A 16,220-nucleotide genomic window follows, 5' to 3' on the forward strand; every position below is an offset into this window, starting at 1 on the left:
ACTCATCATTCATAACTCATCATTCATTTTTCACTTTCCACTTCGGATAATCGATTTCAATCAATTTCGCGGGCCAGTTACCATAATAGGCATAGCCCGTCCGGCGCTCATTTTCGATTTCCGCCAAAGTGGCCTTGGGTTGACTATCACGGCCCACAAAAAAAGGTTGATTGGTTTTTAGGTCATAAAAACGCGCCCAAAGTGCTGAATTGGGATCGGCCACCACTACGCGGTCTTTGCCTTTAGGTTGATTTGGATCAGCGATGTCTTGTAATTTGAGGCCTTTGATTCTGACTGCATCCAGCCAGGCCACTCCAGCGTGAACGGCTTTTTTCACCGCATCCGAAGGCTGTTCAATGGCCATCAAAAAACGCAGGATACCCACACTTTCATTGCCGCTAAGGGAAGGCAATTCAAACGCACGAGCTTTGGCTGGTTGTAGGGTTTTGCTGTCGTGTTGGGCACACCAAACTGTCAAGGTGGTTCCCTGATAAAATTGAGTCTTAAGGATACACTCGATGCCCTGGTCTACCGCTTTTTGTGCATCAACACCCAATGTTTTTTGCAAGGGCTCAAAGTGCTGTTGGCCAGTAGCGGTGTACTTCATCACCCAAAGCACATCGATCATGGCGTGGTCATTGTAAGTGATGTGCTTGTGGTAGCCACTGGAATCGGGGTAAAATTGGGGCCAACCACCAGCCTTGTTTTGGGCCTGGAGGAGGTGACGCACGCCATTTTCAGCAGCTTTCAAGTAAGCAGGATTTTTTGTTTTGGCATGCGCTTCCATCAGGTATTTGATTTCGCGGGTTGTAGCCTGATCGTCGATGGTGGCATCGAGTTTGTTCTTTTCACTGAGGAACTTAGTTTTTTCACTTTCGCTGAGGGCTTTGTTGTAGTTGATGGCGTTGCCACCGGGTTGAGGCCAGCCACCGTAGCTGCGCTGAATAAGCAGCATTTTTTCGGCAATGGAATCCTGGACTACGGCCACCGGATTGGACGCAGAATGGGCTTGCTGCTGCACCTGGCAGCCACTCGTCAATACAACGAGTGGCGACCATAGCAGGGCAATCGTGATGCTTATCTTTTTAATCGTCATAATCTTGAAATAAATCAACGCAATACGTCAACTGGTTGTGGGTCCATATCGGTGTATTCCTGGTTTTCGCCCGCCATACCCCAAATGAAGGAATAACTACTGGTACCCGAACCGGCGTGGATCGACCAAGGGGGCGAAATGATGGCCTGGTGATTGGCTACCCACAGGTGGCGGGTTTCTAGCGGCTCGCCCATCAGGTGCAAAACCCTTTGGTTGTCAGGGACATTGAAGTAGAAATAAGCCTCCATGCGGCGATCGTGTACATGGGGGGGCATGGTGTTCCAAACACTGCCGGGTGCCAAGACTGTTAAGCCCATCACCAACTGACAGCTGCGGATTCCTTCCAGGTAAATGTATTTGTAAATGGTGCGTTTGTTGGCGGTTTCCGTTGCGCCCATCTCCACGGGTGAAGCTTCTTCCTTGAGCAAAAGTCGAGTCGGGTAATTTTGGTGGGCTGGGGAAGACAAGAGGTAATAATGAGCCGGGTTCTTGGGGTCTACGCTTTCAAACACGACCTGTTCATTGCCTTTGCCTACATAGAGGCAAGCCATGAATGGCAAATCGTATACCTCATCGCCCACTTTGACCCGGCCATCGCCGCCTACATTGATGATGCCCAATTCTCTTCTTTCCAAAAAATAATTGCTGCGCAAAATGGGATAAGTGGGGAGGGCCAAAGCACTGTTTGTAGGCGTGGCGCCACCAATGATGACCCGATCGCAATGCGAATAGACCAAATTGATTTCGCCGGGGGTACAGACTTTTTCAATCAAAAAATGCTCGCGCAAAGCCTGACTGTTCAGGGTTGCAGTTTCTTTAGGACCGATTGCGGTACGGATTTGCATGTTTTTTAAGTTGAGAAGTTGAGGAGGTTGAGGAAGGTTGAGGAAGGTTGAGGCTACCGCAAGCGACTTAGACAAGGACGCGTCTAAGTCGCTCGCGGTAGCCTCACCCACACGTTCACACCCACACCCACACCCACTAGCGTCCCATCCAACCGCCATCGACGGTCAAAATGGTGCCATTTACATAACTGGAAGCCTCGGAAGCCAAAAAGACGACCGGGCCTTTGAAGTCTGCAGGTTCACCCCAGCGGCCAGCCGGGATCCGATCCAGGATGGTTTTGCTGCGTACGGGGTCGTTGCGCAGGGCTTCGGTGTTGTCGGTGGCAATGTAACCAGGTGCGATGCCGTTGACGTTGACTCCTTGGCCCGCCCATTCGTTGGCGAGGGCCTTGATCAAACTGGCAATGGCGCCTTTGCTGGCCGCATAGCCAGGTACGGTGATGCCACCTTGAAAGGACAACAAAGAGGCCGTGAAGATGATTTTTCCATTGCCCCGGGCAACCATTTCTTTGCCGATTTCACGGGCGAGTACAAATTGGGAATTGAGGTTGATTTCAATGACGCGATCCCAATACTCATCCGGGTGTTCGGCGGCGGGTTTGCGCATGATGGTGCCCGCGTTGTTGATCAGGATGTCGATGACTGGAAAATCCTGCTTTACTTTACTGATGAAGGTATACAGTTTGTCTCTTTGGCTAAAATCGGCCTGATAAGGGTAAAATTTACGCCCCAGGGATTGCACATAATCGCCAATTTCACTGCCATTCAAACCCAGACTGGATGATACTCCAATGATGTCTGCTCCGGCTTCGGCCAGACCCTCGGCCATGCCCCGACCAATGCCCCGGTTGCAACCCGTGACTAAGGCAACCTTATTATCCAGCCTAAATCCCTGCTCCATGTTCATCATACAATAAATTGAAAATTGAAATTTTATTTTGGTAAAACTAAGGATAACCATACGAAGCTAGGCTGAATATTGGCGATGTTTTAATTCATTTGGCTGATTTTCTACGCAAACGTTATCGGGAACGTTTGCATTAGGAACTTTTTTTAAAATAGTTCGGGGTAAATCTTGAGTCCTTGCGTCTTTATCACTTATCTTGTATGTTACATAGCCGACTAAAAAAAATTCTTTGGAACCAGTAACGATTAAAGACATTGCCAAGGCACTCAAGTTGTCTACCTCTACGGTCTCCCGAGCCCTGCGGGATAGTTATGAGATCAATGCTGAGACCAAACGTATGGTGCAGGAATACGCCACCAAACTGAACTATCGCCCCAATCCTATCGCGCAAGGATTGAAGGAAAACCGCAGTCGGGCCATCGCAGTGATTGTGCCTGAAATTGCCAACAACTTTTTTTCAGAAGCCATCACGGGCATTGAAGATGTGGCCAATAACCTTGGCTACGACGTGGTGATTTTTCAAAGCCACGAATCTTACGATAAAGAGGTAGCCAATGTGCGCAATGTGGTGGCGCGGCGGGTGGATGGTTTGTTGATTTCGATTTCCAACCAAACCAAAGATGTATCCCACCTGAGTGACTTGCACGAAAGGGGCTTTCCGCTGGTGTTTTTCGATCGGGTTTCGGACGAGATTGACACGTATAAGGTAGTGGCGGATAATTTTTCGGGGGCGTTTATGGCCACTGATCACCTGTTGAGTACAGGCAAAAAACATATTGCGCACATCACCAGCGCGACGGGTTTGTACATCACCAAAGAGCGATTATCGGGCTATAAAGCGGCACTGGAAAAACATTCCATTCCTTACGATCCCGATTTGGTGCATTACTGCCTGAATTTTGACGCCCAGCACATGGATGGTATCATCGAAAATCTGCTGTCGAAACACCCACGACCCGATGCCATTTTTACGGCCAGCGACCGTTTGGCACTGGCTTGTTTTGAGGTCTTGTCGCGCCGAGGTATCCGCTGCCCTGAGGACTTGGCGCTGATTGGTTTCACCAACCTCAAAGTGGCGCACCTGCTTTCTCCTGCTTTGACCACGGTCACGCAGCCCGCCTTTGAAATTGGGCAAGTGGCGGTGGAATTGTTGATTGATTTGATTGAAAAGAAGAAGCGGCAGATGGGGGGCTCGTATTTGGTTAAGTTGCCGACTGAGTTGGTAGTGAGGGCGTCGTCGGTGTAGATAAACTTCTTATCGCATTTGGTTTTAAACAGGCCTATTTTTTAATGATGCTTTTGGTGTAAATGGCACCCTTGCTGATGAGTTTAAGCACATAACTGCCCTTCGGGTGCCGGGATAAATTCATTTCCAGAACCTGCTCTTTTGAAATGCGCTGTGCCGTGCTATCAACCTGACGCCCGCTGAAATCATACAGGAAAACCTGTTCAATTTCGGTATCCGACAAGTTGTGGATGTTGATCAGTCCTTTGGTAGGGTTTGGATAAATTTTGATCTTGGCGTCATCGGCGTTGATCACCGGAACGCTGCTGACAATTTTTGCTTGCAGGCTATTGAGGTATACTTCGAGCATCGTGTAACCTTCGGCGTTGGTGGTATTGCGGTCGCTGGCATTATTGGGGTTCAAACCTTTGGACAATTCCCAGGCATCGGGCATGCCATCCTTATCGGTGTCTTGGGGGGCTGGTTGGGAGCTATACGTTGGATAGCCGCCCACATCGCTGGGTTTGTCGATTATCCCGGAAGGATGGGTAACGCCTGTAGAGGTGACCGTTTTGTAAGTTGCACCTTCGTAGGTTGCTTGCCCTTCCAGCATTTCTCGGATGATGCGGGTATCAATGAGGTCACGTTCGGGCAAAATGGCACCCACGTAACGCGCCACAGAATCGTAAGCGCTGGTGGCAGCAATGGGCACAAAGTCGGAAATACTATAGGAGGTGGACTGTTTGGCTTCACGGATCAATCGATCGGCAGCGGCATAATTGCTGCTTCTTTGTACCCCTTTGGTCCAGTTGTCAGCAGTCACATCGGGGTAGCCATGCACGTAATTGCCCTGGATGTAAAAATCGCCGCCCCAGATGGTATCAGTGCCTTCCAGGTAAAAGTTGGAATAGTTCAGGATGCGGTTGCGTTTGTTGGAGGCGCTGCTGGTGGTCAAATTGCCAGGGGTGGCGGGACCGGGTTTGTAGTAGTTGTTGATCATGTTGTACTTGCCCCCTTCGCCACCATATGCACTATTGGTGCTGCCCCAATTGTAAATCACGTTGTTGCAAAATTCCAGGCTATCGCCGAAGCTCTGACTATCGTAACGGGTACCATTGAAGCGCGGGGTTCGGCTGGTGTGGTGCGCAATGAGGTTGAACAGATAAGAGGAGTTTTTGCCGCCAAAAATTCCCGCATAACCGTGATTGCCCTTCACATGCACCGACTTATACAAACTTTCGCTGATGAGATTCCACTGCAAAGTAACATTTTCCACATCATAAAAACTAGTGGTTTCATCCACCGACCAGCTCATGGAACAATGATCGATTACGATGTTGCGGTAGGCACCCGAGAAGCAATTCAAGGCGTCGTCTTCTGAGGCTTGGGCATCGCCGTGCCGGAAACGGATGTAGCGGATGATGATGTTGTTGGCGGAAATATTCGTGGCATAATTGGCCAGGCAGATGCCCTGTCCGGGAGCGGTTTGTCCAGCTATGGTGATGTTGGGTTGCCGGAGTACGAGCCTCGACTTTAGCTCAATGATGCCTGAAACGCGGAACACGATGGTGCGGTTGGGTTTGCTTACGGCATCACGCAGGCTGCCTGCTCCAGAATCGTTCAGGTTGTTCACTTCGTATACTTCGCCGCCGCGACCACCAGTGGTGTATTTGCCTCCGCCCATTGCGCCGGGGAAAGCTAGTGGTTGGGCGATGGATGCTTGCGAAAAAAGGATTCCCTGAACTAAGCAAAGCATCGCTGCGATACCTGTTATTTTAGAGGCCATTACATTTGTTTTGAATGAAAACTGAGAGGCATTAGTCATACCGAATTTTTCCACAAAAACACAACACATTTTTTTAGCACAAAGGAAAAAATAGAGGACACTATGGACACAAAGATTAGACGTTGACAATGCTTTTAGCTTAAAGGGGAATTTTCAAAAACCAACCTTTGTCAACATCTCGCCTTTGTGCCCTTTGTGCTACCTTTGTGTGTTCTTTGTGCTAAAAAAATGTCGCTTTATGTTCAGACAACTTCGGGACAAACTACCTGCGAACACTTACAATTTCACCCGCCAACGAGGATCCCCACTAGAGGTTTTACCCGTAAAACCCGCATCGGCAAACGAGAAGACCCCCTTTGTAGGATCAGTCCAAAGCTTGGTGGCAGTGCCTGAGTAAGTCAGTGCAGGAAACCCTGGCAGCTCTGATCCTGCTGCAACCGCAAAGTCTGAAGTCGCCCAAGTATTCAAGACAGTGACATTTGTACTAACCAACCCTTCTTTAAAAGTAACGGTTTTGCTGCCACTTGCTGCCTTGTCCCAGCCAGTTCCCCAAACCGAGTTTGAAATCGTCAAACCTCCGATGATGTTGTTCCGATCCGTTCCACCCCGGTATCTGAACGTACGTTGGCCAGCCTCCGTAAACTCGTTAAACGTACAACCATCAATCAGGAAGCTTTGTGAATTCGTACGAGAAGTGACAACGAATGACATTTGATAAAAAGTTGAGTTGAGCAACTTAATGTGGTCGACCGCTGCCTTAGTAGCACCATCGGTATCCGTGGTGAAAACGCCATAGCTGCCGATGTTGTAGACAATACTATTGCTGATGGTGAAATTTTTAATGAATGAATCACTGCGCAAGCGGGCAATGCCTCGTAGACTGGTAATGGTACAGTTTTTAAAGACCAAATTGGTAATGGTAGTAGGGGTACCCGAGTTGTTGATGTTGAATACGTAAACGGCACCAGGATCGGATCCAATGATGTCGATGTCATCAAAAACAACATGGTCAATCGTTACGCCTGTTGCGATCCTCCAATCCCCCGTCGAAAAGATCTGCGCTCTGGCCTCAGTGAGGCCATATTCCCCTTTGATGGTGATGGAGGTACTTAGGTTTGAGGTAGGAAAATTGTAGCGCACACCTCGCTTCAGGAGGACAATACTCCCCTCGGCAACCGAAGCCATGGCGGTCTGCAATGCACCCGGGTCTTCGGTAGAGGTAAGGTCAATTACGTTCGGATCACCGGGATAGACACCTTTTTCCAAGGTTTTGTACTCTACAAAACCGCGCAGACCTCCCGCGCTGTAAATCGCGACCAAATAACTGGTTGCAGGGGTTAGCTTATCAATGATCACTTCGCCTGCCGTGTTTTGACCGGAACTGACGGAATAGGTACCCAGTGGAGTTCTCAGTTTTTTATCCGTAGCACTGAATACCTTCACTTGATCAATGGGAAGACCAAAAGGGTTCCAGCGTACTTTGGCCAAAACATCGGTTACGTCGTATGCTCTAGGCGCCAACTGAATGGAAGGTAGCGGTTCCGTGCGAACAGAACCCAATGAAGCTGTCCTACTGTTGAACTGTGCATCCGCAGCATTGGCCGTTACTCTAATCTGATACGTGGAATTGTAATCCAGATCCTCTCCAACCAGGTTTTTGTCTACAATCAAGTAGGTGGTATCGGTAGTAAAGGTATACAATGGCGTGGTCTTAAATGAATCCTGGCTGATTTCGAATTTGTAGGAAACAGCCTCTTTCATTTTGGCCATGTCAATAATGATGGTATTGAGTTTGGCGGAAAGCTCGGTGTTTAGAGCTGGCCTGAACAATCTGGTTTCTTCGTATACTATTTCTTCTTTTTCGCAGCTGCTGAACAAAAAGACCAGTGCGGCGCAAAAAGCAATTGGGAAAACAGCATACTTAGCAATATTCTTCATGACAGAATTTTATCTTACAAGAAAATTATTTGAACAAATAGCCATTGTTGTCAACCTTGCCTTGGCTAGCTGAAACGGCTTCTAGTGGAACGGGAAAAATGTACCGAGCCACTCCGGGAACCGGCCCGTTATAGTAGGGTTCCCAGTCTTTGGTGACAAATTCGGAGTAGGTCATCTTGGTGGCATCATACATGGCTCGGGTAAAGGGAACCCTGGTCCAGGAAGGGTCTGGGACTCCCGCTACTCTGGTATTGGGATTCAACACAATAAATTTCCCTGCGTCGTTGCGTTTCCAGTACATATAGTCGGGCAGGTTGGCGTATTTGCCTGTACCTGCAAGGGCATCATCGACCATTTGTTTTTGGATGTTGACGATTTCCTGCATTTTTTTGGAATAAATACCCCAACGGATCAACTCGTATTTCCGGATCATTTCACCACCAAATTCCCAGCCTCTCTCATCCACGATCGCGTTGAAAAATTCTTCTTTGCTGCCCGATCTGGAGTCGGTGTAAGCGTCTACTTTCTCCGCCCAAGCGCTAGAAGAGAAAGCTCTTTGACGCACCCTTTTGAAGGCACTTTTAGCTTCTGCAGTTGGCCCATTCAGTTCGTTTTCAGCTTCGGCATGCATCAACAATACGTCGGCATAACGCATCATCGGCCAGTTGATCCCAGTTCCTTTGGCTGAGTTTTGCCCTTGAGGCGCATTCAGGAAGTAGCGGCTCCATTTCCCTTGGGCAATGTTGGTCGCGGCAGAAAATTCCTCTTGGAATTTGGTATTCACCCGATACAGTGCACAGGTTACATCTCTCCGAATGTCGGTCGTGTCAAAAGAACAATAATAGCTGATGGGAACGGCCATGTAATTGTCTCCAGAGCCGTAAGCGTGGCTAGCGGTGGCACCGCCTTGCACCGTAATCCCGATGTTCCAACCCACATCCCCGTTGCCCAATGCAAAAGGAACTTCAAAGAGCATTTCCGAATTCACGGTGGTGACAAACTTGTTTTGATTGAGGAAAACCTGGCGATAATCCGTAGGCAAGGGTCTGTCTTTCAAGGTAATCAGCTTACTGGTATAATCCTTGGCAATTTGATAATACGTTTTGTAATCCCCTTCTCTGACCATAGTCATGTCGGGTTTGAGGTAGTAGCCACCTCTTTGCAGTGCCAAACGGGCAATCATACCCAAGGTAAACTCCCGGTTGACCTGTTCGGTGCCGTACTGGCATTGGTCGGCCCAGAGCATTTTATCTTCGATGGCTTTCAGGTCATCGATCAACTGCGTCAAAATAACGTTGCGATTCTCACGAGGCAAGTAAAAATCAACCCCTGCTTTGGGTGCCAGTCGAACATTGGGTACATCCCCAAAAAAGTAAATCAACATGCTGTACCAGTAAGCTCTGAGCGTATACACCTCACCCAGCATGTTGTACATCAGGCGTTTGGTTTGCGCGTCGTTCGATTGCAGAGATCCGCTGCTTTCGATTCCCTCAATGGCAATATTGGCATCGCGAATGGAAGTATAGGCCGCATTCCAGAATTGGCGGAGATCACCATTGGTAGATAAGGCGTCCAAGTTCCAGATTTGATATCGATCGCTGGAGCTGGTCCAACCACTCTGGCGTTCGATGTCGGTATTGCCCGCCATGTTGTTCGAAAGGCGAGACCGGAAACCGTCTGTCCCAAATTGCACATAAGCGGCATTCACCCCTTTACGGGCATCGTCAACGTTTGAAAATACATACTTGCTGTCAAAAGTTGACAAGGAATCCGGTTCCAGAAAATCGGAACAAGAAGCCAAAGAAAGGATGAGTGTAAAAATTAATATATTCCGTTTCATTGTATCCTGATTTTTACCGGTGATTTAAAAGTTGATGTTAACCCCAGCGGTATAAGACTTGCTCCGAGGGAAGGAAGAATAATCGACACCTGGTGTAATCTGATTGTAGCCGCTACGACCAGTGCTCACCTCGGGGTCATAACCGCTATACTTCGTCCACAGTTTCAGGTTGGTGCCCGCAACATAAATGCGCACCTGGCCAATCTTCAACTTTGAAGTCAAATTTTTAGGCAGGGTGTAACCAATGTTGACGTTGTTCAAACGAATGAAGGAGCCGTCTTCTACTGCCCAAGAGTGAATCACTGCCTGTGCAACTCCGTAGCTGGCGTGTGACCAGATTTCTTTGCCCGCATTCATCTGAGCCAGTTGATCCAGATTGGTAACCACTTCACCAGGAATGCCCGTCACAGCGCCATCAAAGTCAATGTAAGTGAAGCGTTTGTCGGAACTCATGGTTGACAACAAGTTGCCGTAAGTCACCCTTCTGAATTGGTTGTACTGAATTTTACCAGTATTGTAGATGTCATTGCCCACCGACCAGTTGAAGAAGACAGCAGCGTCGAAACCTTTAAATACACCGCTCAGGCCAAAACCACCTTGTGCAAGGGGCAGGGCATTGCCAATTACCTGACGATCCTTGCTCGTAATTTGTCCGTCAGCATCCAGGTCTTTCAATTTCAGGAAACCAGGTCTGATGCGCGTATTGCCTACGGTTCCACCTGAGTTCGGCACACCTTCTTTCAAGGTATAGGTATTGGTTACTGCGTTGTAACCCGCAAAATCGGAGGTTTGATAATAGCCATCGGTTACATAACCATAAATATCACCCACTTTGCCGCCTACCACGATGTAGTAGTCATCTCTATCTTTCAAGTCGGTGCTCGCCCAGTTCGACTGAAAAAAACGAGAGTTTGTTCCGTCGAGTGCATCAATTTTGGCTACGTTATGACCGACCGTAAAATTGGCGTTCAGGAAATAGTCGCGTTGTTCAATGATCCCGATGCTTAGCCCCAACTCAACCCCTTTGTTAGAAGTGGTACCAATGTTGTTCCATTGGGTGCTGAATCCGGTATTGGAAGGGATTGCGGATTGCAACAAGAGGTCTTTGGTCGTATTGTAATAGAAGTCCAAGCTACCCGTGATTCTTGATTTGAACAAGTCAAAATCAAGACCAGCGTTGCGGTTAACGGTCGTTTCCCAAACCAGATTAGGATTGTATAAGGTTGAACCGGACGGGGAATAATAAGGGTTATCAAAGTTGCCAAAACCCGGTCCTCTTAAGGTTGAACCCACAAACAACAGCTGTGTAGCAGTGGAATTGATCCGGTCATTACCCGTTTCGCCATAGCTAAGTCTCAGCTTAAGCTCGGAAACGACATCTGAATTTTGGAGAAAAGCTTCCTCCGAAATTTTCCAGCCCAAGGCAATGGCAGGGAAAATACCCAAGCGGTTCTCTTTGGCGAATTTACTGGAAGCATCTGCTCTAACCGTAACGGTTGCCAAATACTTGTTGTTAAAGCTGTAGTCGAGACGACCAAAACCGGATATCCTGTTTTCGTCAGTAAAAATTTGGGTTTCCAAACGATCGGTGCGGCCAAAAGTCATGTTGGCGAACAATTCTTCAGGCGTAATGGACAAGCGGAAATCCTCGGAACGAATGAAGTCGGACTTCCCACCATTGGAGTATACCTCATGGCCGAGCAAAATATCCACTTTATGTTTAGACACGTCAAACTTGTAGTTCAATGTATTCAACCAGCGGTAAGAATCAGCAATGGAACTGCCTTTTTCACCGAGTGGTAAGTTACCACCGTTGTTGAAAGACTCCCCCGTTAGTGGCCCATAGAAGCGCAAGTTTTCATTGAAGCCTTTAGAGGTAGTGAGGGTCGTTTTGATGTTCAAATCGGGCGTAATGTCGTATTTAAGCGCCCCATTGAGGACGTATTCATTGGTAGTCCTTCTGCGCCAATCCTGTGCAGCCAATTTGGTGGGACTAACCAGGCTGCTGATGAAGGTAGCGAAATCGTCGTTGGGATCAATTTCAGTCAAATTTAAATCCAGCTCATCGGCCAAACCATTCACTGGGCGGGTCTGCACCGCGTCTTTGATGTTCAACTGAGCGTTGCCGGAGGTACCCGCACCGTTTACAATGGTATTGGTGAGGCGAGCAGTAGCGGTAAAAGTCAATTTTTTCCCCAGCTCTTGATCAATTTTAAAGTTGAGCACATTGCGGTTGTAGTCATTGTTGGTCAACAAACCCGCATCCTGGTTATTGGAAAAACTCAGCGCAAGCTTGGTGGTTTTGGTACCTCCGCTGATGCTGATGTTGTGCGATTGAGAAGGTCTGGGTGCGCCAAAAAGCTCATCCTGCCAATCGGTAGGCCTTTTTTGTTTGTACAGTTCCAAATCGTCGTAAACGCCAAAAAAGCGCTCAAAAGAGGTCAGTGCCGCTGTGGAGGAAAGTTTGGCAAACTCATAATTGGCCAGCACAAACTCGTAGGGGTCAAGCACTTCGTATTTGCGGTCGAAAGGCAAGGTTTTGAGCTGATAAAAACCGTTGTAGCTGACCGATACTTTACCCGCTTTGGGTGTTTTGGTCGTAATCACCACTACACCATTGGCGGATTGCGCCCCATAGATGGCCGTAGCAGCGGCATCCTTCAATACGTTGATGCTCTCAATATCTGATGGTGGAATGCCCCGAATTGAACTTACGATAAAACCATCCACTACATACAAAGGCGAGTTATCCTGAGTGATGGACCCGCCGCCGCGTACCCGAATCACCACATCGGCATCGGGCGAGCCATCGGTAGTGGTGACGTTCACCCCAGGGAGGCGGCCCGTCATGGCTTGGGCAATGTCAGGAACGGGGATTTTTGACAACTCCTTGGCCCCCAATGAGGCTACCGAACCCGTCATGTCACTCTTTTTCACTGCGCCATAACCGTAGTTGACCACTACCACTTCATCCAGAAGCGAAGCATCTTCCAGCAGTATTACATCGACGGTCGTTTTCCCTTCCACCGAAACTTGTTGGGTTTTAAAACCAGTGAAAGAGAATTCTAAAATGGCATTAGCCGGAACAGTTACAGTGAAGGTACCATCAACATTTGTTGCAGTACCGTTGGATGTTCCTTGTTGGATGACGCTGGTGCCCGGTAACCCTGCACCAGAAGCGTCTGTTACTTTCCCCTTTACTACTATTTGCGCATTCAGGAAGCTGCAAAATAGCAGGAAAGAAAGAAAAAATAGTCCTTGCTTTGTAGGCATTTTTGTAGAATTTAAATCTATACAAATGAAAATTTGTGAAATTTCAACCAACGTGGCTGGCCAAAAAAAATGATTCAGTTTTAAAATAAAGGAATTGTCAAATGGGCGTTGGCCAAAAAAAAGAGTAGCGGTAGGCTGTTTTTCAGTACGATATTAGGTTTTTATCTTCCTTCGTGTAACAAGAGTTGGATTTTTTTTTACGCAATCGTTATCGGGAACGTTCCCAGAATTGTTTTTAAAAAGTGGGGGCAGGGAAATCAGGTGGCCTGAGTCTGGTGGAGGGGATTTGGGGGGAAGTGATTTGTTTTTGAAATGGGGTGAAGAGTTGAGGGGCTGGGTGATTTGGATGAGCCTATATGTCTTCTCGATTTAGCTCTTGCTCCCTTGCTGATTTAAGATGATTTTTTACTTCTTGGATCAGCATCGTTAGACGAATATTTAAAACTGGGCGACTGCTTACTTTTTCCCAGAATTGGACATAATACTCGTATCCACTATGGATGTTCCTATGTGCCCTTGGAGATGGACGATTGTAAACCCACCGCAAGAGTGTTCTAATCATTTCTTCATCATTGTTTATAGGTAGAATTTTTTGCCAAGAATCCAGCATTAAAGGGATCAGTTCTTCATCATGCCAAATGTATCGGCAGTAAAAACTGATTTTATCATTATTATTTTGGTTAACTGCTTCCCTTAGATGAGTAGCTATCCAAGGTTCGTTTGAATCAGAGTCTGCTAAATTTGTAAATTGATTTAGCCAATTGGAATCGAGTGTCCAGATTGCTTGCTCCCAATCCATTACTTTTTCCATAAAAAAACAATGGTTATCTGAATTTTGAAAAAATTGAATTAAGTGTTCTTGATCAAATGGAAGGTGTGGAAGAACCTTTCGAATTTGGAAATCAACTTTACTAATAGCTGTCTCTACCGACCAGTTTTGAGAGCGGTATTCAATGAGGTCAACTAGTTGGTTAACATTTCTGATTGCGTATTTTATAACTGCGGAAAAACTTTCATCTAACCGACTAATGTTTTTTATGTAGTTGTAGGTGGCTTCTCTAAGTAATTGATCGGTCTCGGTATTTAATTGTTTATGGTGTTCATACAGGGCTTCATAACTTACAAAAGAACTTAGGCGATTCCCAAAAAAATGCTCTTGTGTAATGGTTCCAGATTGTAAAATCAATAATAGGTATGTGGCAATTTTTTCAATTTCAGCTTCAACATCAAAGATAAATTTCAGCCGAAACGAAATCTCCCCTAGTAAGTACTCCTGCCCATGCTTGATTGCTTGCTCCAACCATAATTCTTTGCTAGGATGTGGATATCTTTGAATTAGAAATGCTAGGTGGTTTGCTTCTACATAGGATAGTGAAGATATTCTGAGTAGTAAGGGAGAAACAACTTGATCAACTTGAGCATAATTAGAGGCTACTAATTGGTGCTGGATAGCCATTAATATTCTTTCTTGAAGGAAAACAGGCAATAAATTTTTTTCTATGATTTGATCAAACGTTTTTGGCGAATATAGAACCCAGCATTGGACTATTTCTGAGAAATTATTCCAAATATAATGTTCACTGTCTTTATGGATTTGAGCCCAAAGTTTTAGTTTTTCTGCAATCTCTGATAGAAAAAGGGCAATTGAATCAGGGGTTTTGTGTTTTTTAGATACTTTTCGCACCAAGTCTGTATATCGCTCTATTCCCTGATGCCTTTTTTCCTTTGAGTCACTCTTTTTCCAGTACCAATTCCAGCGATTTTTTTCAGGGGCTTTCTTCACTAAAGAGTTAAAATCATCAATAACATAAGTCCTCTCTAATACATTTCGATACACTAAATACTCAAGAGAACGGTCAAATTTAGATAGCCATGGTTCCATAGAATTAGAAATACCCCAAAGCCACCACTTGAATAAAATCGTTTCAGCTTCTTTCTGAACCAAGACCTCATTACTGTTACAAAGTATATGACCAATCAGAGGAATGCAACTTTCAATTTCTTCACGAATTTTAGGAAAAGAGGGCAGATTTAACAAATGTTCATGATCAAGAAACCTTTTTCCTAAGCCAATTTGGCCAATTATTTCAATACAACTTACATGAAGAAGATCATTTTGCATTGCTTCCCTGACAATGCCTAGAGCTTCTTCGCGAAGTTTAAAGATTTCATCATGGATTGGCAATGAAACAGTAGATATCTCTATCGATGAAAATTTTCCACTGATGTTTTCGAAAAAAGCACTTAATGACGCCTGTAATGCCTCAATCCCCATGTTTCGGAGTTGTGGATTATTTGATTCCAAGAACCAAAACCGGATGTATCTCAAACCAGTTCTATAAGAGTTGATATCATTGTAGTCATTGAATGGTTTAAATGCGCTAGCCAAAAGTTCAGATGGATCGTAGCTGCTAACATTAGTTCGCCATCCTGATCTCCAAACTACCTGTAGCATAGCAAAAAACTCATCCCTTTTGCGGGGTAAGTATACTAACTCAGCAAGAAATCTGCCAATTTCCTCAAAGAATGAATCATCATTATGAATTATGGACAACTGACTGGAGTTCTCGGACTCCACTAGATTAATTCGCGACAAAGCAAACATACATAGATTGCAAGCACAATTAGTTGATAACTCTTTTCCATACTGCCGTTCTAAATGAAGAATTGGCACTAGAGGATATATATATTTCTGAGGAAGCAGATTTACATTCTCTTTCAGCTCTTTGTGCCATGAATCTACTTTTTGAGCTAAATAAATGGAAATGATCTCAATAGACTCCTCACTTAGATAGCGGGTTACCTCAATGATTTTTTTGACACTATTTTTTCTATTATTAAAAATGTAAAAATCTAAAAGCTCTGGGATAGACGATTCCGACTGATTCTCGATTAAACTTGCTAGATAGAAATCACCTTTAATATCTGGGAAAAGAGACCATAGTCCATATCGGTATTTGATTAACCCAACGAGCTCTAAGTTATTGAGCGCTTTAGATAGAGAAGTTTCCTCAATTTTATCATCTAATGCAAACTCTTTCAAATTACGATTAAAAATCAGGCATAAAATTAAGTTTTGAGTCTGATCGGAATTTAAAAGAGATTGCAATTCATAGTCAAAAACGCGCTTTATTTTTATTGAAAAATTACGGCGTATTGCCAGCATATCAACTAAGAGCCTGTAAAAAATTACGTTTTTCTCAATATGAGATGAATGTTAGCAATCAAAACAAAAGTCTCACTAGTTCTGGTGTCGGCTTCGTAATCAAGGGAGAGCCTTCTTGACCACATGAGCCAAGAAATCGTCCTC

General features: G+C 45.8%; 9 protein-coding genes. 1 reads left to right on the forward strand and 8 read right to left on the reverse strand.

The annotated features are described in order from the left end of the window. Positions 1–19: 19 nt before the first annotated feature. The 3 genes from pelA to ACEW9O_RS08500 all read right to left on the reverse strand — a co-directional run bounded on the left by pelA (position 20) and on the right by ACEW9O_RS08500 (position 2,842). Entirely contained in the window at positions 20–1,096 is a 1,077-nt protein-coding gene (gene pelA / locus ACEW9O_RS08490) for a pectate lyase (protein ID WP_373549718.1), read from the reverse strand. Positions 1,097–1,110: 14 nt separating this feature from the next. Further along, the gene (gene kduI, locus ACEW9O_RS08495; protein WP_373549719.1) at positions 1,111–1,941 is read right to left on the reverse strand and encodes a 5-dehydro-4-deoxy-D-glucuronate isomerase; all 831 of its coding nucleotides are present in this window, start codon (positions 1,939–1,941) and stop codon (positions 1,111–1,113) included. 136 nt (positions 1,942–2,077) lie between these two features. Then, positions 2,078–2,842 (reverse strand): SDR family oxidoreductase, encoded by a 765-nt coding sequence (locus ACEW9O_RS08500; protein WP_373549726.1) that lies wholly within the window; start codon positions 2,840–2,842, stop codon positions 2,078–2,080. Positions 2,843–3,077: 235 nt separating this feature from the next. Between ACEW9O_RS08500 and ACEW9O_RS08505 the strand changes: the two genes are divergently transcribed. Then, positions 3,078–4,094 (forward strand): LacI family DNA-binding transcriptional regulator, encoded by a 1,017-nt coding sequence (locus tag ACEW9O_RS08505; RefSeq protein WP_373549720.1) that lies wholly within the window; start codon positions 3,078–3,080, stop codon positions 4,092–4,094. Positions 4,095–4,128: 34 nt separating this feature from the next. On the opposite strand, the gene ACEW9O_RS08510 is transcribed toward ACEW9O_RS08505, so the two are convergent. From ACEW9O_RS08510 to ACEW9O_RS08530, 5 genes are all read right to left on the reverse strand, one after another. Continuing rightward, positions 4,129–5,859: a T9SS type A sorting domain-containing protein gene (locus tag ACEW9O_RS08510; protein ID WP_373549721.1), complete on the reverse strand. Its 1,731-nt coding sequence runs from the start codon at positions 5,857–5,859 to the stop codon at positions 4,129–4,131. Positions 5,860–6,135: 276 nt separating this feature from the next. Next, positions 6,136–7,797 carry a DUF4957 domain-containing protein gene (locus ACEW9O_RS08515; protein ID WP_373549722.1) on the reverse strand — a complete coding sequence of 554 codons (1,662 nt, stop codon included), beginning with the start codon at positions 7,795–7,797 and terminating at the stop codon, positions 6,136–6,138. A gap of 25 nt (positions 7,798–7,822) precedes the next feature. Beyond that, entirely contained in the window at positions 7,823–9,637 is a 1,815-nt protein-coding gene (locus ACEW9O_RS08520) for a RagB/SusD family nutrient uptake outer membrane protein (RefSeq protein ID WP_373549723.1), read from the reverse strand. Positions 9,638–9,661: 24 nt separating this feature from the next. After that, the gene (locus ACEW9O_RS08525) at positions 9,662–12,910 is read right to left on the reverse strand and encodes a SusC/RagA family TonB-linked outer membrane protein (RefSeq protein ID WP_373549724.1); all 3,249 of its coding nucleotides are present in this window, start codon (positions 12,908–12,910) and stop codon (positions 9,662–9,664) included. Between the two features lie 352 nt (positions 12,911–13,262). After that, positions 13,263–16,076, reverse strand: coding sequence for a hypothetical protein (locus tag ACEW9O_RS08530; RefSeq protein ID WP_373549725.1), 2,814 nt, complete (start codon positions 16,074–16,076; stop codon positions 13,263–13,265). Between the last annotated feature and the right edge of the window lie 144 nt (positions 16,077–16,220).

Origin of the sequence: Haliscomenobacter sp., assembly GCF_041740695.1 — a bacterium.
Taxonomy (GTDB): domain Bacteria; phylum Bacteroidota; class Bacteroidia; order Chitinophagales; family Saprospiraceae; genus Haliscomenobacter.